Origin of the sequence: Kocuria palustris (assembly GCF_016907795.1) — a bacterium.
Taxonomy (GTDB): Bacteria; Actinomycetota; Actinomycetes; order Actinomycetales; family Micrococcaceae; genus Kocuria; species Kocuria palustris.
Map to the genome: position 1 here is coordinate 1,727,552 of NZ_JAFBCR010000001.1, position 17,671 is coordinate 1,745,222.

17 protein-coding genes are annotated in these 17,671 nt (G+C 70.0%); 7 read left to right on the top strand and 10 right to left on the bottom strand.

Annotated elements, in window-relative coordinates; genetic code table 11:
• Positions 1–85 precede the first annotated feature (85 nt).
• Together JOE55_RS07695 and JOE55_RS07700 are read left to right on the top strand one after the other, a co-directional pair.
• Positions 86–409, top strand: a complete 324-nt coding sequence (locus JOE55_RS07695) for a hypothetical protein (protein ID WP_204782530.1) — start codon at positions 86–88, stop codon at positions 407–409.
• A 48-nt stretch (positions 410–457) separates the two neighbouring features.
• Complete coding sequence (locus JOE55_RS07700) at positions 458–2,452, top strand: alpha-amylase family protein (RefSeq protein ID WP_204782531.1); 1,995 nt, start codon at positions 458–460, stop codon at positions 2,450–2,452.
• A 109-nt stretch (positions 2,453–2,561) separates the two neighbouring features.
• Here JOE55_RS07700 and JOE55_RS07705 read toward each other — a convergent pair whose 3' ends face one another.
• From JOE55_RS07705 to JOE55_RS07715, 3 genes are all read right to left on the bottom strand, one after another.
• On the bottom strand, positions 2,562–3,785 hold the full coding sequence (locus JOE55_RS07705; protein ID WP_193215170.1) for an IS110 family RNA-guided transposase: 1,224 nt from the start codon (positions 3,783–3,785) through the stop codon (positions 2,562–2,564).
• 262 nt (positions 3,786–4,047) lie between these two features.
• Positions 4,048–5,337: an MFS transporter gene (locus JOE55_RS07710; protein ID WP_204782532.1), complete on the bottom strand. Its 1,290-nt coding sequence runs from the start codon at positions 5,335–5,337 to the stop codon at positions 4,048–4,050.
• Positions 5,338–6,006, bottom strand: a complete 669-nt coding sequence (locus JOE55_RS07715) for a DUF1801 domain-containing protein (RefSeq protein WP_204782533.1) — start codon at positions 6,004–6,006, stop codon at positions 5,338–5,340.
• Positions 6,007–6,062: 56 nt separating this feature from the next.
• On the opposite strand from JOE55_RS07715, the gene JOE55_RS07720 reads away from it, so the two are divergent.
• Entirely contained in the window at positions 6,063–6,797 is a 735-nt protein-coding gene (locus tag JOE55_RS07720; RefSeq protein WP_024289424.1) for a Crp/Fnr family transcriptional regulator, read from the top strand.
• A 19-nt stretch (positions 6,798–6,816) separates the two neighbouring features.
• On the opposite strand, the gene JOE55_RS07725 is transcribed toward JOE55_RS07720, so the two are convergent.
• Genes JOE55_RS07725 through mmsB form a run of 4 tightly spaced genes read right to left on the bottom strand, consistent with a single transcriptional unit; the run spans position 6,817 to position 11,806 of the window.
• The gene (locus JOE55_RS07725; protein WP_204782534.1) at positions 6,817–7,749 is read right to left on the bottom strand and encodes a patatin-like phospholipase family protein; all 933 of its coding nucleotides are present in this window, start codon (positions 7,747–7,749) and stop codon (positions 6,817–6,819) included.
• Positions 7,750–7,786: 37 nt separating this feature from the next.
• Positions 7,787–9,301: a GntP family permease gene (locus JOE55_RS07730; RefSeq protein ID WP_239546513.1), complete on the bottom strand. Its 1,515-nt coding sequence runs from the start codon at positions 9,299–9,301 to the stop codon at positions 7,787–7,789.
• Positions 9,302–9,349: 48 nt separating this feature from the next.
• Positions 9,350–10,849: a CoA-acylating methylmalonate-semialdehyde dehydrogenase gene (locus JOE55_RS07735; RefSeq protein WP_204782535.1), complete on the bottom strand. Its 1,500-nt coding sequence runs from the start codon at positions 10,847–10,849 to the stop codon at positions 9,350–9,352.
• A gap of 45 nt (positions 10,850–10,894) precedes the next feature.
• A complete protein-coding gene (gene mmsB, locus JOE55_RS07740; protein WP_204782536.1) occupies positions 10,895–11,806 on the bottom strand; it encodes a 3-hydroxyisobutyrate dehydrogenase in 912 nt (303 codons plus the stop codon).
• Between the two features lie 121 nt (positions 11,807–11,927).
• Here mmsB and JOE55_RS07745 point away from each other — a divergent pair, with 121 nt between their 5' ends.
• Positions 11,928–12,815 carry a LysR family transcriptional regulator gene (locus JOE55_RS07745; RefSeq protein WP_239546515.1) on the top strand — a complete coding sequence of 296 codons (888 nt, stop codon included), beginning with the start codon at positions 11,928–11,930 and terminating at the stop codon, positions 12,813–12,815.
• Between the two features lie 22 nt (positions 12,816–12,837).
• On the opposite strand, the gene JOE55_RS07750 is transcribed toward JOE55_RS07745, so the two are convergent.
• From JOE55_RS07750 to JOE55_RS07760, 3 genes are read right to left on the bottom strand one after another with little or no spacing between them, the layout of a single operon-like run.
• On the bottom strand, positions 12,838–13,596 hold the full coding sequence (locus JOE55_RS07750) for a GntR family transcriptional regulator (RefSeq protein WP_268144974.1): 759 nt from the start codon (positions 13,594–13,596) through the stop codon (positions 12,838–12,840).
• 4 nt (positions 13,597–13,600) lie between these two features.
• Positions 13,601–14,071 (bottom strand): glucose PTS transporter subunit IIA, encoded by a 471-nt coding sequence (locus JOE55_RS07755; protein ID WP_204782537.1) that lies wholly within the window; start codon positions 14,069–14,071, stop codon positions 13,601–13,603.
• A complete protein-coding gene (locus JOE55_RS07760) occupies positions 14,068–14,298 on the bottom strand; it encodes a PTS sugar transporter subunit IIB (protein WP_006215397.1) in 231 nt (76 codons plus the stop codon). Before JOE55_RS07760 ends, JOE55_RS07755 begins: the two co-directional genes overlap by 4 nt.
• 175 nt (positions 14,299–14,473) lie before the next feature.
• On the opposite strand from JOE55_RS07760, the gene JOE55_RS07765 reads away from it, so the two are divergent.
• The 3 genes from JOE55_RS07765 to nagA are packed head-to-tail and all read left to right on the top strand — an operon-like array spanning position 14,474 to position 17,625.
• Positions 14,474–15,739, top strand: a complete 1,266-nt coding sequence (locus JOE55_RS07765) for a PTS transporter subunit EIIC (RefSeq protein ID WP_204782538.1) — start codon at positions 14,474–14,476, stop codon at positions 15,737–15,739.
• A 3-nt stretch (positions 15,740–15,742) separates the two neighbouring features.
• Positions 15,743–16,492, top strand: coding sequence for a glucosamine-6-phosphate deaminase (locus JOE55_RS07770; RefSeq protein ID WP_239547319.1), 750 nt, complete (start codon positions 15,743–15,745; stop codon positions 16,490–16,492).
• A complete protein-coding gene (nagA, locus tag JOE55_RS07775) occupies positions 16,489–17,625 on the top strand; it encodes an N-acetylglucosamine-6-phosphate deacetylase (protein ID WP_204782540.1) in 1,137 nt (378 codons plus the stop codon). Before JOE55_RS07770 ends, nagA begins: the two co-directional genes overlap by 4 nt.
• Positions 17,626–17,671: the final 46 nt, after the last annotated feature.

The window sequence follows — 17,671 nt, forward strand, 5'->3', positions numbered from 1 at the left end:
GTCGGCGGGGAGACTCTCGGCGCCGACTCCGTCGGCGGAGATTCCGGCGGGAACGACCGAGCCCTCTGGGATCTATGCTCCTGCCATGATCTCGATCGGGCCCCTCGTCGTCCTGGGCATCGCGCTTCTCGTCATCGTCGCTCTGGTGCTCATCATCGTGGTGGTGATCGTGCGCGCCTCCAGCGACCGCTCGCGCCGACGTCCCGGCTCCGGCGCCGATGGCGCGGCCCTGGGCGGGGCCACGTACGCGGACTCCCAGGGCTGGGACTCCGACGACAGGCACCATGACAGCGGCTCGGGCTGGTTCGGCGACTCGGGCGCGGATGCGGGCGGCGGCTCCGGCTGGTTCGGCGGCGGCGACTCCGGCGGCGATTCCGGCGGGGGCGACGGCGGCGGGGGAAGCGACTGAGCGGGTCACCGCTTTGCTCCGGGGGGCGCGGCAGGGAAGCATGGAGCCATGGCCTCTGATTCCCGCGCATCCGTCGTGTCCGACCGTCCTGAGCTGAGCGATCTCTCGAGCACGACCGAGGCCGTCGAGGCCGCCCGCAATCGGGCCGTCGCGCAGCTGCGCGAGCTCGTGGCCGAGCGGAAGGTCGCCCCGTGGCAGGCCGCCGGGTTCCTCGAGCGCTTCGATGAGCACTTCCCGGCGCTGCTCGAGCTCCTCCGGCGCACCTACGGATCGGGTGAGAAGGCCGCCGTCGTCGTGGTGGAGATGGGAGCGCAGCTGGCCAGCGCGTGGGCGCAGCGCCCCGCGGAGCTGCGCGCGGTGGACGACACCCGCGGCGAGGATCCCGAGTGGTACCTGCGTCCCACGGAGGTGGGCGGGGTCTGCTACATCGACCGCTGGGCCGGCGATCTGGCGGGGCTGCGCTCGCGGATTCCGTACCTGCGCGAGCTCGGTCTGACGTACCTGCACGTCATGCCGCCCTTCAAGGTGCCTGCGGGCAACAGCGACGGCGGCTATGCGGTGTCGTCGTACCGCGAGCTGCGTCCCGATCTGGGGACCATGGCGGAGCTCGCGGACACCGCCGGGGAGCTTCGCGAGGCCGGCATCAGCCTGGTGGTCGACTTCGTGCTCAACCACACCGCCAGCGACCACAAGTGGGCGCAGCGGGCGAAGGCCGGGGACCCGGAGTTCGAGGAGCTGTACTGGATCTACCCGGATCGCGAGATGCCGGATGCCTTCGAGCGGACCACACGCGAGATCTTCCCGGACGACCATCCCGGCTCCTTCACGCCCGTGGCCGCCGATGACCCCCGCTGGGTGTGGACCACGTTCCACGACTTCCAGTGGGATCTGAACTGGACCAATCCGCGCGTGCTGGCGCTCATGGCCCAGGAGATGCTCTTCCTGGCCAACCAGGGGGCGGAGGTGCTGCGCCTGGATGCGGTCGCGTTCCTGTGGAAGCAGCTCGGCACCACCTGCGAGTCGCTGCCGCAGGCGCACTGGATCGTGCAGATCCTCAACCGCGTCTGCCGCATCGCCGCCCCGGCCACGATCTTCAAGTCCGAGGCCATCGTGCACCCGGACGAGGTCGTGCAGTACGTCCACCCCGACGAGTGCCAGATCTCCTACAACCCCCTGCAGATGGCGCTGACCTGGGAGGCGCTGGCCACGCGGAAGGCCACGCTGCTCGACGACGCCCTGGCCGAGCGCCACGAGCTGCCCGCCGGGACCGCGTGGGTCAACTACGTCCGCAGCCACGACGACATCGGCTGGACCTTCTCCGACGAGGACGCCGCTCGCCACGGGATCGACGGCTACAGGCACCGTCGTTTCCTCAACGACTTCTACACGGGCCGCTTCGACGGCTCCTTCGCCGACGGCGTCGCGTTCCAGTACAACCCCCGCACCGGCGACGCCCGCGTCTGCGGCACCACGGCCTCGCTGGCCGGCACGACGACCGCGCCCGAACTCGGCGTGCGCCGCGTGCTGCTGGCCCACGGCATCGCGTTCTCGACCGGCGGGCTGCCGCTGATCTACCTGGGCGACGAACTGGCGCAGACCAACGACGAGGACTGGGCGCAGGACCCCGATCAGGCCGGCGACGCCCGGTGGGCCCACCGCCCGCGCTTCCCGGAGGCGGCGTTCGAGCAGCGGCTGGACCGCTCGAGCGTCCCCGGGCAGGTCTATGCGGGGCTGCGGCACATGCTGGCCGTGCGTGCGGCGGCCCCGGAGCTCGACGGCGCGGATCTGATCGGCTTCGACGCCGGCAGCGAGCACCTGGTCGCGTATCAGCGCCCGGGTCTGGATCCGGAGGGGCGCCCGTCGGTGATCCTCTGCCTGGCCAACGTCTCCGAGGAGTCGGTGCGGGTCGAGGCCCTGACGCTGTCGGGCTTCGAGCCGGAGGCGACCTCGCTGCTGGCCGAGCAGGACACGGCGCTCGATCTCTCGCAGGGCCTGGAGGTCGGCCCGCTGGAGACCCTGTGGCTGAGGGTGCGCGCCCGCTGAGGCACCGCCCGCCCCGGTCGAGGCCGCACCAGGGCAGCTGATCAGCGCTGATCGACTGCGCGCGTGCGGCCTCGACGGCGGGCCAGGGGGGGTGCCTCTATGGTTTTCGTCAAGCCGCCAGAGCGACTGACGACGACGCCGGAGGCGTGGTCGGGTCTTCGTACAGGGTGCCATCCCGCAGCATCGCGTAGAGCACGTCAGTGCGCCGCCGCGCCAGGGCGATCAGCGCTTGGTTGTGGCGCTTGCCCTGGGCTCGTTTTCGGTCGTAGTAGGCCCTCGAGGGGCCGTGGTGCAGTGAGGCGAAGGCCGAGAGGAACAGGGCGCGCTTCAGGCGCTTGTTGCCTCCGCGGGGTGCGTGCTCGCCGCGGATCGAGGTCCCTGAGCGGCGGGTGACGGGGGCGATGCCGGCGTAGGAGGCCAGGTGCCCGGCATCGGCGAAGTCCTTGCCCACGACTTCGGTGAGAATCCGTGCTGCGGTCCTGACCCCGATACCGGGCATCGAGATCAGGACCGGATGAAGAGGGTGGGCCTCCACGACAGCCTCCACCTGGGTGGCCAGCCTGGCCCGCTGCTGGAGCAGCCCGGCGAGCTGCTCGGCCAGAATCGGCACGACGGTGGCTGCGGCCTCGGTGCCAGCGACCACGACGGTCTGCTGGGCCAGGGCTTCGAAGATCTCCTCCGTCAGAGTGTTCGCCAGTCGGGGTGCGTGCTTGCGCAGCCGGGCGCGCACGTGCCCGGGCCCGGCGGTCTTGAGCTTGCCCGGGGTCGGGTACCGGCCTAGCAGATCCGCTACTGCCGGGTGCGTGATCCTCGGTCCCAGCACGCGCTCCAGGGCGGGGTGGATCTGGGTCAGCAGCCCGCGCAGCCGGTTGGAGGAAGCGGTGATCTGAGCGGCGAGATCATCATCGGCGCCAGCGAGCATGGCCAGCTCAGCGATCTGCTCATCATCCACACGGATAGCCCGCAGGGTGTGGGGCATGGTGCGTGCTGCTTCGGCGATGATCGCGGCATCACGGGCATCGGTCTTGGCCGAGCCCGGGTGCAGGTCTGCGATCCGGCGCATCGCCAGCCCGGGCAGGTAGGCCACTTCCACGTCTTCGCAGGACTGCGCCACGGCCACGGGCAGGGCACCGATCGTGGCCGGCTGGTCGACCACGAGCAGCACGGGCCCGTGGGCTGCGGCGAGGTCGTCGAGGATGGCCCGCAGCCGGGTTTCGTCGTTGGGCAGTGCCTTGTCGTAGACCCTTTCGCCAGCGGTGGTGAGGGCGACGGCGTGGTGGTCGGATTTGCCGACGTCGAGGCCGATGTACACGGCCGGGGTTGGGGTGGTCATGGCGGTTGCTCCTGGGCTGGTCGGGCCATGGGTGTGCTGGCCAGCCCTGTGGTGATCACGCTCGGCATCCACGTTACAAAGACCCTCGTGAGGGGGACCCCGCCTCTATCAGCGATCCGTGATCACCAGACCGGTCCTCGGTGACAACACCCCCCGGATCATGGACGACTGGGGGCAACGATCATGCCGAGGACCGGCTGGCCGGCACCTGCTCATCCTGGACGATCCAGGCGCCGCCGAAAAGGTAACGGGGCAGTCGGCCTCAGGCGTCGGCGAGGTCCTGATCGACCGTGTGGTTGCCGCCCAGCATGAGCCCCGCGCCCATCAGCAGCACGGCGCTGGTGATGAGCAGCGCCAGGGGAGCGGTCCAGCCGCCGGTGACTTCGCGCAGCAGCCCCACCACGAACGGACCGGCCGCCGCGAACAGGTAGCCCACCGGCTGGGCGAATCCCGAGAGCCGAGCCGTGGTCTCCGGGGTGCCCGAGCGCGTGACGATCAGCGACAGCGCCAGGGGGAACGTGAACTGGCCGACCCCCAGCAGCAGGACCCAGGCGATCATCCCCGCGGCCGGGGCGAGCAGGAGCCCGAGCCAGCCGCTGAGCATGCACAGGCCCAGAGCGGTGGTCCACACGGTGATCCGCTGCGAGCGGGCGGCGATCTGCGGCATGAGTAGCCCGCCGGGGATGCCGAACAGCGACATGGTGCCCACCAGCAGGGCCGCCGTGCCCGCGGAGATCCCGGCGTCGCGGTAGATCTGCGCGAGCCAGCCGAACTGGACGTAGGCGTTCATGGACTGCAGGCCGAAGAAGGCGCACAGCGCCACGGCGGTTCGGGAGCGGTGGATCGGCAGACCGGTGGCGCGCTCGCCGACCCCCTGATCCTGGCCGCGCACACGCAGCAGCATGACGGCCCAGATCACCGCGGCGATCAGGGCCACCACGGCCCAGGTGCCCAGCGCATAGCGCCACCCGGCTCCCTCGGCCCCCAGGGTCAGCAGGGGAGCGGTCGCGAACATCGGCAACGCCGAGCCGAGGCCGAGTACGACGGTGTACACGGACGTCACAGCTGCGGTGCGGTCTCCTGAGTAGCGCTTGATGACGGCCGGCACGAGCACGTTGCCCAGGCCCATGCCCGCCAGAGCCAGGGCGGTGACCACCAGGAAGACCGCCGCGGAGTCGGTCACGGAGCGCACCAGGCCCGCCGCGCCCACCAGCACCAGCCCGCCGCAGATGGTCCCCACGAGCCCGAAGCGCCGCGCCACGCCCACCGCTGTGAGACCGGCGAGGCCGAAGATCAGCCCGGGAAGCGCCGTCAGGATGCCGGCGACGGCGGAGGAGGCGCCCAGGCCGCTCTGGATCTCCTCCAGCACGGGACCGATCGAGGTCGCGATGGGGCGCAGGTTCAGGGAGACGGCGGCCGCGGCCAGCACCAGCAGCGTCAGGGACAGCGCAGCCGGCGACGGCCCCGCCGCCGGCTGGACCGTCGCAGCGTCCTCGAACGGCGTCTCGTCGTGGCGCTCGGGCTCCGGGATCGAAGGGGGCGACGACGGCATTCAGCAGCTCCTGGGTGCAGACGTCCAGGCATGGCGCACCAGCTGCTCCAGGACGTCCAGATCGATGTCGGCGAGCTTGTTCACGTACACGCAGGACACCGCGGCGCGGTGCTTGCCGAGCCGCCCCAGCAGCTCCTCGGAGCGGGGATGGCCTTTCAGCCCGTACAGGCTCACGGCCGACTTCCGCGGGCTGAAGCCCACCCGGAAGGTGTCGCCCTCACGTCCGGTCGCATAGCGGTAGTGGATCTCCCCGTAGCCGATCATCGACGGTCCCCACATGACCGCCGGCTGCTCTGTGACTCGGTCGAAGAGCTCGAGCAGGGCGCGGCCGTCGTCGACGCGGCGCTGCGGAGACAGCCCGTCGATGAACTCCGCCGGGCTGACGTCGGTGGGGTGCGTCTTGAGGTCGGCAGCACCCTCCACGGTGTGTCCTGCGGTGACCACGGCGTCGCGGGGCTGCGGTTCGGGAACGTCCCCGCCCAGCGACATCCCCCGCTCCTCGAGGGCGGCCTGCAGCCGCTCCAGAGCGCGGGCGCCCACGCCGTGCAGCGCCAGCAGGTCGTCGTGATCCGCACCGTCAAGGGACTCGAGGCTCGTGTGCCCCGCGGATTCCAGGGCGCGGCGAGCGGGCGCGACGAGGCCGCCGATCCTGTCCAGGGGAGTGGTCATGGCCCGAGCGTACGGGAGAATGGGAGTCCCGCCGTCCTGAGTCGAAAGAGGATGAGATGTCCGCGAGCTGCCGCTGCTGCCAGGGTGATCAGGCCCGGGTCGATGCCTCCGGGCGCGTGCGGATGGATCCCGATCACCGTCTGGCCTGCGTCAGCCGGGTGCCCATCTTCCGGGGGCTGCCTGAGGAGGATCGGCGTCGGATCGCCGCCCGCGCCACGACCCGCCTGGTACCCAAGGGCGAGGTGGTCCAGCAGCAGGGCGGCATGCCCGCGCTGCAGATCGTCCACTCCGGGCAGGTCAAGCAGTGCCTGCTGGCCGAGGACGGGACCCAGCGGCTGCTGCGGATCCTGGGGCCGGGGGAGTTCATGGGCGAGCACTCGGTGCTCACCGGACGGCCCGCCCCGCGGGAGGCCACGGCCATGACGGTCTCCCAGGTCTGCACGCTCTCGCGCCTGGACGTCCAGCAGTGGCTCGAGGAGACCCCGCAGCTCGCGCTGAGCCTGCTCGATGCAGTGACCGCCCGGCTCGAGGACACCGAGGCGCGGCTCAGCGAGCTCGTGGGCACCACGGTGGGTCACCGTCTGGGCGAGTACCTGGCCGGTGCCGCCGACGGGGTCGAGGGCGTGCCGTTCGACCTCCCGATCAGCAAGCGGGACCTCGCCCAGCTGCTGGGCACCACTCCCGAAACCATCTCCCGGAGGCTGCGGGCGCTGTCGGACGAGGGCCTGCTGCGTGTGGGGCCCGGTCGGCGGATGGTCGTCATGGACATCGCGGGCATGCTGCGCGCCTGATCCTCCGGGGCCCCGGGTCTCACACGCCCAGGAAATCCCGCCAGGACGGCAGCTCGCGCTGCGCCTGCAGGTAGCCGGCGGCGTAGGCGGCCTGCAGCCTGGGCAGGCGGCGCTCGCCGTTGGAGACCGGCATGTGGTCCGGGACGAAGACCATGGCATCGCCCGAGGCCTCGAGGTCGAAGACCTGCTCGCGCATGCGGTTGTAGTTCTCCGCGCGGGCCTCGAGCGCCTCCACGACGGCCGGCAGGTCACGGAACCGACGGCGAATCACGGCGCTGAAGCGCTCGGCCGCCTTGGTGAAGCCGCGCTCCTGGCTCAGCACGATCAGGAACTTGGTGTAGCCGTCGACCTGCGCGGCATCCAGCGGGATGCCGCCGGAGGGGCCGATCGCGCCGTCGTAGTAGAGGTCGCCGTCGCGCTCGACCGGCGGCATCACCAGCGGCATGGACGACGACGCCCGCGCCAGGCGCATCAGATCCAGCTCGCTGCGGATCGCCTCCCGTCCGACGTAGTGCATGGTGCCCTTCGAGGCGTTGAACGTCCCGATCCGGAAGGACGCGGGGTTGGCCAGGTAGGTCTGGTAGTCGAAGGGCAGAGGACCGCCCGGTCCGGCCGCATCCTCGTAGATGAACTGGGAGTTCAGCAGCCCGTGGCCGCGGGCGAAGGTGGAGAGGTTCCCGAAGTCCGGCTCCTGCGAGAACTCCACGAAGGACCGGCGCGCCCGCCACATGTCCCGGGACAGGTAATGCGCGGTGTGGCTGGCCCCGGCGGAGATCCCGCAGACGTAGTCGATGTGGATGCCCGCGCTGAGCAGCGTGGTGACCACTCCGGCCGTGTAGCTGCCGCGCATGCCTCCGCCCTCGAAGACGAGAGCGACGTCCTTGACGTTGCTGGTCAGGGGCGCAGGCCTCGTCTGGGCCTGCGGATCGGTGTCCTGGCCTTCCGTTTCCATGGCCAAGAGCCTAGTCAGCTCCGCCGGCAGTCCGGATTCAGGCGAACGTGAGGTACGCGGCGATCAGGGCGGCGGTGACCAGCACCGGAATGACCAGGGTGATCACACCGACATCCTTGTAGGACTCGCGGTGCGTCATCCCGCAGACCATCAGCAGGGTGATCACTGCGCCATTGTGCGGCATGGAGTCGAGCCCGCCAGAGGCCATGGCGGTGATGCGGTGCATGATCTCAAGGCTGATGCCCTGCTCGGCCGCCTGCTGCGCCAGGTCTTCGCCGAACGCGTTCAGCGCGATCGTCATGCCGCCAGATGCCGACCCAGTCACGCCGGCGATCACCGAGGTGGAGACTGCGGAGGAGACCAGGGCGCTGTCTGAGATCCCGAAGATGCCGTCCCGCACCAGCGCGAACGCACCCAGGGAAGCGATCACGGCGCCGTAGCCCACTTCGGAGGCTGTGTTGAAGATGGGCAGCAGGGCGTTGCGGGCGCCGTCGGCGACCCCACCCACCAGCCACTTGGCGTCCTTGAGACTGAGCACCAGGATGCTCACAGCCGCCAGGAACAGAGCGATGAGCACGGCCCAGACCCCGGCGCGCTCGTCGACGGTGACGCCGCCGAAGCGCTCCTCCTGCAGGTAGCCCCAGTCCAGGGCGGGGAACAGCAGGATCGTGCAGCCGAAGTTCACGGCGAAGACCAGCAGCACGGGGATGAAGGGGACGACGTGGTTCGGCGGCGTCAGGGACTCTGAGCCGCGCGACGGGCTGCCGGACATCACGACCGACTGGGCCTGTGTGCTGACGTCTGCGTCGGCCCCGCTGCGCCGCTCCAGAGCGGTGAGATCCGCGAAGCTCTCCCCTGCGCCCATGAGGCGGCGCTTGCGGTACTCGAGCCAGACCATGCCGAGCGCGAAGATCGCGGTACCGCCGATGACGCCGATCAGTGGTGCAGCGAACGACGTGGTCTGGAAAGCCTGCGCAGGGATGATGTTCTGCACCTGGGGCGAGCCGGGCAGCGCCGTCATGGTGAAGGTGAGCATGCCGTGGGCGATCGTGGCGGGCAGCAGTCGTCGGGGGATGTCGGCCTCGCGGAACAGCTCGCGGGCCAGTGGGAACATCACGAACACCACGACGAACACGCTGATGCCGCCGTAGGTCAGCAGACCCGTGGTGAGCACGGTCGTCAGCATGGCCTGACGTGAGCCCAGACGGCGGGTCATGGTCTGCGCGATGTCGGTGGCGTAGCCCGACATCGTCATCAGCTTGCCGAAGATGGCCCCCGTGAGGAACATGGGGAAGTAGCTGGTGATGAAGCCGCCGAGCGCTGGCATGAAGATCTCGGTGTATGAGGCCAGCAGCGGGGCCTGCGAGAACAGCATGGCCACGATCGCGGCGGTGGGCGCGGCGATCACGACCGTCACGCCCCGGTAGGCCAGCGTGATGAGCAGCGCTAGGGATACGAGGATCCCGATAATCCCGAGGACCATGGTGTTCTCCTGCTTCTTCAGGCTCGCTACGGCGGCGGGACGACGAGCCGCCGCCGGGCCCCCGGGCATGAGGTGCATGCTCGGGGCGCTGGCGGCGGCTCGCGCCGACGCGCGCGGTCAGTTCGTGGGGAATCCCAGGTCGATCTGCGACTCGCTGGGCTCCGGCCACCTGGTCGAGACGACCTTGCGTCGCGTGTAGAAGTTGAAGCCCTCCGGGCCGTACATGTGGGTGTCGCCGAACAGCGAGCCCTTCCACCCGCCGAAGCTGAACGCGCCCACCGGCACCGGGATCGGGACGTTGACCCCGACCATTCCGACCTCGATGTCGAATTCGAACTCGCGGGCGGTCTTGCCGTCGCGGGTGAACAAGGCAGTGCCGTTAGCGAAGCGGCTGGAATTGATCAATTCGACGGCCTCGTCGTAGTTCTCGACCCGCACGACGCACAGCACCGGGCCGAAGATCTCGTCGTCATAGACCTTCATGCCCGGGCGCACGTGGTCCAGCAGCGAGACGCCGGTGAAGTATCCGCCGCCTTCGAACTGCTGGTCGCGGCCGTCGAGGACGACTTCCGCGCCCTCGTCGGCGGCACGTGCCACATAGCCCGTCACTCGCTCAAGGGCCTCGGCGGAGACCAGCGGGCCCATCTCCGAAGAGGAGTCTGTGCCTGGGCCGATCGTGAGCTTCTCGGCGCGTTCGCGGATCTTCTGCACCAGGTCATCGGCGATGCTGCCGACTGCGACCACCACAGACACAGCCATGCAGCGCTCGCCAGCGGATCCGTAGGCGGCCGAGACCGCGGCATCAGCGGCGGAATCGAGGTGGGCGTCGGGCATGACGACCATGTGGTTCTTGGCCCCGCCCAGGGCCTGGACGCGCTTGCCCTGCTCGGCGGCCTTCACATAGATCGACTGGGCGATCGGGGTCGAGCCGACGAATGAGATCGCTTCGATCTGCGGATGGGTGATCAGCTCATCGACGGCCACGCGGTCCCCCTGCACGACGTTGAGCAGGCCGTCGGGCAGACCGGCGTCCTTGAAGGCCTGGGCGATCAGCAGCGAGACCGAGGGGTCACGCTCCGAGGGCTTGAGGACCACCGCGTTGCCGGCGGCCAGGGCTGTAGTGGCCATCCACAGCGGGATCATCGCGGGAAAGTTGAAAGGGGTGATGCAGGCGACGACCCCTACAGGCTGGCGGACCTGGTGGACATCGATCCCGGTGGACACCTGCTCCGCGTATTCGCCCTTCAGGTGATGCATCAGTCCGGTGCAGAAGTCGACGTTCTCGAGACCGCGGGAGATCTCACCGGCGGCGTCCGAGAGCACTTTGCCGTGCTCGGAGGTGATGGCTGCGGCCAACTCCCCCTGGCGCGCCAGCAGGATCTGACGGGCCTTGAAGATGACCTGGCTGCGCTTGCCCAGGCCCACCCGGCGCCATGCGCGCTGGGCTTCTGCTGCGCTGCGCACGGCCTGATCCACCAGGGCAGGATCGGCGAGCGCGACGTCCTTCTGATGCACTCCTGTGGCCGGATCGAAGACGGGACTGCGGCGAGCGGAGTCCTCCAGCACGCGGCCGTCGAGGAAGTGCCCGATCACGGGGAGCGTCTGTGTCTCAGTCATGTGTCTGCCTCTCTGCGGTGACTCGGATGTGGTTGTCGTTCAGGGTCAGCCGGAGTAGCCCGGGGCAGAGCCGTCTGGGGAGACGAACTTGGTGATCAGGGTGCAGTCCATATCGCCCAGGCCCTCGTCCATGAGCTGCTGGAACTGGCTCTGGGCCAGCTTCGCGCCTGGCAGATTCAGTTCCGTGAGCTCGCCGGCGTCCAGGGCCAGGGTGATGTCCTTCAGGGCCAGGTCGGCGCGGAAGGTCGCGGCGTAGTCGTTGTTCGCGGCTGCGGAGTCCACCACACCGGGCACCGGATACCAGGTCTGCTGTGCCCATGAGCATCCGGAGGAAGCCGAGACGATGTCCCAGAAGACCTTCGGATCCAATCCCATGCGTTCGGCCAACTGGGAGCCCTCGGCTGCGGCGATGACGTTGATGAACAGCATCATGTTGTTGCAGATCTTGGCCGCAGTGCCATTGGTGGGCCCACCCGCGGCAATGGTCTTGCCACTCATGGGCTCGATGTGCCCGGTGGCCCGCTCGACGTTCTCGGGGGAGCCGCCGAGCATGAAGCCGAGGGTGCCGGCGGCCGCGCCCGAGATGCCGCCTGAGACCGGGGCGTCCACGAATGCGAAGCCGCGCTTCTCGGACTCGTCGTGGGTGAAGCGCGAGGTCTCGATGTCGACGGTCGAGCTGTCGATCAGGAGGGTGTCGGTGCTGGCGTGAGCCCAGATTCCGTCGTCGCCGTCATAGGCCTCGCGGACGTGCGCGCCTTTGGGGAGCATCGTGAAGACAGCGTCGACGCCATCGACGGCCTCGGCGATGCTGCCGACGGGCTGCACCCCTTCGGCCTCGGCGCGTGCCAGGACCTTCTGGTCCAGGTCGAAGCCGCGCACGGTGTGCCCTGCCTTGACGAGATTGCTGGACATGGGACCGCCCATGTTCCCGAGGCCGATCCATGCGTAGATGCTCATCGTGATCCACTCCTTCGCCGTGATGTGTCCCAGATCACGTTAAAGATCCACTTCTGTGCGGACAATGAGGTTCTGCCAGGCAGAATTGCACTTGGTGTGTGCGTATATGCACACTGTCGTCATGAAGTGGGATGGCGCGGCTCAGCATCTGGACGGGATCGTGGCCTTCCTGGCTGTGGCGCGACTGGGGCGGTTGACCGCCGCAGCCGAGTCGATCGGGGTGAACCATTCGACCATCTCCCGTCGGATCGCGGCCCTTGAGACCTCTCTGGGCGGGCGCTTGCTGGTGCGCACTCAAGGGGGCTGGGAAGTCACGGAGCAGGGGCGGCAGGCACTGGGGGCCGCGGAGCGGATCGAGGAAGCGCTCGCGGAGCTGGCCGCGGATTCGTCGTCTGGTCGCCTCACAGGAATGGTTCGCGTGAGTGCTCCGGAGGCCTTTGCCTCGTGGCTGGCCACCCCCGCACTGGCGCAGCTGCAGAATGACCATCCCGACGTCAGCGTGGAGCTGGTGAGCGCGACGCAGCGGGCTCGGCAGTACCGCACGGGCCTGGACCTGGAAGTGGTGGTGGGCCGGCCTCACGTGCACCGCGCCGAAGCCTCGTGGCTGCGGGACTACTCGCTGAACCTCTACGCCACGCGCTCCTACCTCCAGCGCTCGGGCACCCCACGGTCACTGGTGGATCTGGGTGAGCACCGTCTGAACTACTACGTCGAGTCCATGCTCGCGATCGACGACCTGGACAGGGCCACGGAACGGTTGCCGCCCATGCCTCGCGGAATCGCCTCCACGAGCGTCCACTCGCACTTGGCGGCCACGCTGACAGGCTCCGGCATCGGCCTGCTGCCGGACTTCGCCGTGGCCGATGAGCCGCGGCTCATGCGGGTGCTGCCTGACGAGTTCTCGTGGCGGCTTTCCTACTGGGCGGTCGGCCGCCAGGAGGCGGTGCGCAATCCGCTCGTCCAACAGGCCTACGTCGCGCTGCGCGGCGACCGGCCGACGACGGGATGAGGTCGGGGCCGCACGCGCATGCTCAACCCGTGACCTCCATGGACAGCTGGTAGCGGTCGCCGCGGTAGACGGAGATCGAGTACTCGATGGGGATCTCGCCGTCCGCGCCCAGGCTGAAGGAGCGGCGGTGGAACACCAGAACGGGCGCCCCGGGGGCGATGTCCAGCAGCTGGGCGTCCTCCGGGGACGCGCCGGCGGCCTGCACCGTCTGCTCTGCACGGGTGATCCCGACTCCGGTCTCGGCGAGCATGCCGTAGAGCGAGGCGGACCAGTCCGTCTCCATCGGCAGCACACCCTCGGGCACCCAGCAGTCGTCGACGCTGACGGGGGTGCCGTTGCCCAGGCGCAGACGCCGGATCCTCAGGGCCCGCGCGGCACCGAGGTGCGCGGCGGCGGTCGGCGGAGCGTCCTCTTGGCTGAGCAGGACCGGCACGGTCGAGGGCGCGAGCCCTGCGGTGCGCATGTCCTCGTGGAAGGAGGCCAGATGCAGCCGAGAGCGGGCAGGGGACGGGGCCACGAAGGTGCCGCGTCCGTGCTCGCGCACCAGCAGCCCGTCGCGCACGAGCTCGGCGATCGCGTGCCGCACGGTGATGCGCGAGACTCCGTGCTCCTGCTCGAGTCGCCGCTCCCCGGGCAGCTGATCGCCGGGGGAGAGCTCCTGTGTGATCAGGCGCGCCAGCTCCGCACGCAGGCGCTCGTGCTTGGCCGTCGGGGCCTGGTCCTGCGACGAAGGCGGCGATGCCTGCCGTTGCGGCAGCGACTGCGTGTCCGGAGCGGTCACGGCATCACGGCGCGGGCTGCAGTGCGAACAGAGGACCCAGAGCCTCGACGTGCGCGCCGGCAGCCGCTTCCAGCTCGAGGCGCTCGGGCGCAGTGTCCATGGCCACGACCGGAGTGCACAGGCTCAGTCCGGCCTCGCGCACCACGGCGGCGTCCACGCGCAGCATCGGATCGCCGGGCTGGACCGCCTGCTTCTTCTCGACCAGCACCTCGAACCCCCGGCCCTTCAGGCCCACGGTGTCCAGACCGACGTGGACCAGGATCCCGGTGCCATCCTCGGCGATCAGTGCGATCGCGTGCGGCATGGCCTTGAGCACCGTGCCGGCCACGGGGGCCACCACCTCGACGGTCGCGGCGTCGTCGGCGGGCATGAGCGCCAGGCCGGCGCCCACCATGCCCTGGGCGAAGACCGGATCCGGGACTTCGTCGAGCCTCATGATCCGCCCCGTGAACGGGACGCGGATCTGGAGGCTCACAGCAGGTCCTGGATGTCCTCGGCCAGGTTCTCGGCCTCGGGGCCCACCACGACCTGGACGATGCCGCCGGAGACCATGACGCCGTGGGCGCCGGCCGCCTTCAGCGCGGGCTCGTCGATCACGGAGGAGTCCGCGACCTCGGTGCGCAGGCGCGTGATGCAGCCCTCGATGTCCTCGACGTTCTGGGCGCCGCCGAGCGCTCGCAGGATGTCCTCGGCCTTCGACATGGTGTCCTCCTGGTCTCTGCCCGTCCGGCGGGCGTCGGGGCCCGGCTGTCGGGCATCGGGATCGCGGGGGAGCGGACGCTCCCAGGTCATTGACAGGTTCGCATGAGGTCGCGCACAGTGTCACCCATCACTGGTCATAACCAGTAGGGCAGAACGATACGGAGCGAGGAACCCCATGTCCACGGCGAATCCGGCGGCCGCGGCCGGCGACGGGGCAGGCGCGAGCCAGCCCGAGAAGAAGCCCTCGCGGGCCATGCAGCAGCTGCAGCGCTTCGGGCGCAGCCTCATGCTCCCTATTGCCGCGCTGCCGGCGGCGGGCATCCTGCTGCGCCTGGGCCAGGACGACATGATCGGCCGGTTCGAGAACAGCGAGCTGCTGCTCGCGGTGGCCGCGGTCCTGGGCGGGGCGGGCAATGCCCTGTTCGAGAACCTCGGCTACCTCTTCGCGGTCGGACTGGCCTTCGGCTTCGCCAAGAAGGGCGACGGCTCTGCCGCGATGGCAGGCCTGGTCGGCTACCTGGTGCTGCTCGGCGTGTTCGACGCCATGGCCCCGATCGTGCTGGGCGCCCCGGAGGAGGGTGCGGAGCCGCCGGTGATCAATTACGGCGTGCTCGGGGGCATTGCGGTGGGCGTCATCGCGGCCAAGCTGTGGGAGCGCTACCACCGCATCAAGCTGCCGGACTGGCTCGGGTTCTTCGGCGGGCGGCGCTTCGTGCCGATCGCGGTGGCCGCCGTGTGCGTCGTCCTGGGTGTGGTCATGGCGTTCGTCTATCCGTTCTTCGCTGCGGGACTGACGTGGCTCAGTGATGCTGTGGCGCAGAACGCCGTCGCCGGCGGCGGCATCTACGGCGTCGTCAACCGGCTGCTGATCCCCATGGGCCTGCACCATGTGCTGAACACCCCGCTGTGGTTCCAGCTGGGCGACTATGACGGCGCTCACGGAGACATCTACCGCTTCTTCGCCGGCGATCCCTCGGCAGGCATCTTCACCACCGGCTTCTTCCCGATCATGATGTTCGCGCTGCCCGCTGCTGCGCTGGCGATCTACCACGAGGCCAAGCCGGAGAAGAAGAAGGCCACCGGGGGCATCATGCTGTCCATGGCGCTGACGGCATTCGTCACCGGCATCACCGAGCCGCTCGAGTTCGCCTTCATGTTCGTGGCCTGGCCGCTCTACCTGATCCACGCGGTGCTCACGGGCACGTCGATGGCGCTGGTCAACGCCCTGGACATCCACATGGGCTTCAGCTTCTCCGCCGGGGCGATCGACTACCTGCTCAACTTCGGCCTGGCGCAGAAGCCGCTGCTGCTGGCGCTGATCGGAATCGGCTACGCGGTGGTCTACTACTTCCTCTTCCGCTTCGTGATCCGCAGGTGGAACCTGCGCACTCCGGGGCGCGAGGACGAGTCCGTGGACGCCGAGATGCAGGGGAAGGTCTGAGTGCTGCGGGTCGTCGTCGTCGATTCGCCCGAGCACGCGGGTCGGCTCGCGGGGGATGCTGTGGCGGCCGTCGTGGCGGGGGCTCAGCGTCCGGTCCTGGGGCTGGCCACGGGCTCCAGCCCGCGCCCGGTCTACGACGAGCTGGCCCGCAGGGTCGACGACGACAGCCTCAGCCTGGCGCGCACCCGGGCCTTCCTGCTCGACGAGTATCTCGGTCTGTTGAGCGACGACCCCCGGTCCTACCGGGCGGAGATCGAACGGGAGGTGGTCGAGTGCACCGATCTGCCGAGTGCCGCGGTGCGCGGCCTGGACGGCGCGGCCTCAGACGTCGAAGCCGAGTGCTGTGCCTATGAGCGGTCCATCCGCGACGCCGGCGGGATCGATCTGCAGCTGCTGGGCGTGGGCTCGGACGGGCACATCGGCTTCAACGAGCCGGGTTCGCCGCTGGATTCGCGCACCCGGCCCATGGAGCTGGCCCCGCGCACGCGGCAGGACAACGCCCGCTTCTTCGGCGGCGACGTCGAGCAGGTTCCCGCGCGCTGCCTGACGCAGGGCATCGCCACGATCCTGGAGGCGGGCGAGCTGCTCCTGCTGGCCTTCGGGGACTCGAAGGCGGAGGCGATCCGCCAGGCGGTCGAGGGCCCGGTCTGCGAGCGCTGGCCGGTCACCGCGCTGCAGCGTCATCCGCACGTGACCGTTCTCGTGGATCGGGCCGCGGTCTCCCTCCTGGAAAGGTCAGACTCAACGGCATGACCGAGCGCATCTTCCACTCCACGACCGTCGTCCTGCCCAGTGGTCCCGCCCGCGAGGCCTGGATCGTCCTGCGCGGGGACCGGATCGCCTCCGTCGCCGAGGACGCCGCGCCCCGGCTCGACTCCGGCGCGGTCGTCGAGGAGCTCGGCGACCGCCTGCTGACCCCCGGATTCGTGGATCTGCACGTCCACGGAGGCGGGGGCGGGGCCTTCGCCGACGGGACGGACGGCGCGGCAGCCGCCCTTGCCGCGCATCGAGCGGCGGGCACCACGACGTCGATGGCCTCCCTGGTCACCGACACGATCGACAGTCTCGAGCAGCAGATCCGCGCGCTCGTGCCGTTGGCGCGGGCGGGGGAACTCGCGGGGATCCACCTGGAAGGGCCGTGGCTGGCCGAGTCCCGCTGCGGGGCCCACACCCCGGAGCTGCTGCGGGACCCGCGCCGAGAGGACCTCGAGCGCCTGCTGGCCGCGGGGGAGGGCACGATCCGCATGGTGACCCTCGCCCCCGAGCGCAGGGGCGCCCTGGACGCGGTCCGGCTGCTCGCCGATCGGGGCGTGATCGCCGCGATCGGGCACACCGACGCCGATGAGGAGGTCGTCGGGCGGGCTCTCGAGGCCGGAGCGAGCGTGGCGACCCACCTGTTCAATGCCATGCCCTCGATCCATCACCGCACGCCAGGGCCCATCCCGCGCCTGCTCACCGATCCCCGCGTCAGCGTCGAGCTGATCGCCGACGGCGTCCACATCCAGCCCGCGGTGCTGCGCATGGCGATCGAGGCCAGTGCCGGTCCCTGGCTGCTGATCACCGATGCCATGGCCGCTGCCGCCGCTCCGGACGGTGCCTACCGCCTGGGGCCGCTCGAAGTCGACGTCGTGGACTCGGTGGCCCGCATCCGCTCCACCGGGGCGATCGCCGGCTCCACGCTGAGCCTGGACCGCGCTGTGCGCTACGCGATCCAGGAGGTGGGGATCGAGGTCGCCGACGCCGTCCGGGCGGCCTCTCAGACGCCCGCGGACCTGCTGGGACGGCCCGACCTGGGCCGTATCCAGGCCGGGGTCCGGGCCGATCTCGTGGTGCTGGACCAGGACGGCGTCGTCGAGCGGGTGATCCGCCGCGGCGTCGATCTGTGAGGGGTCCGGGCGCGGAGGCGGCCTGCGCAGTGGGATGATCGGAGCC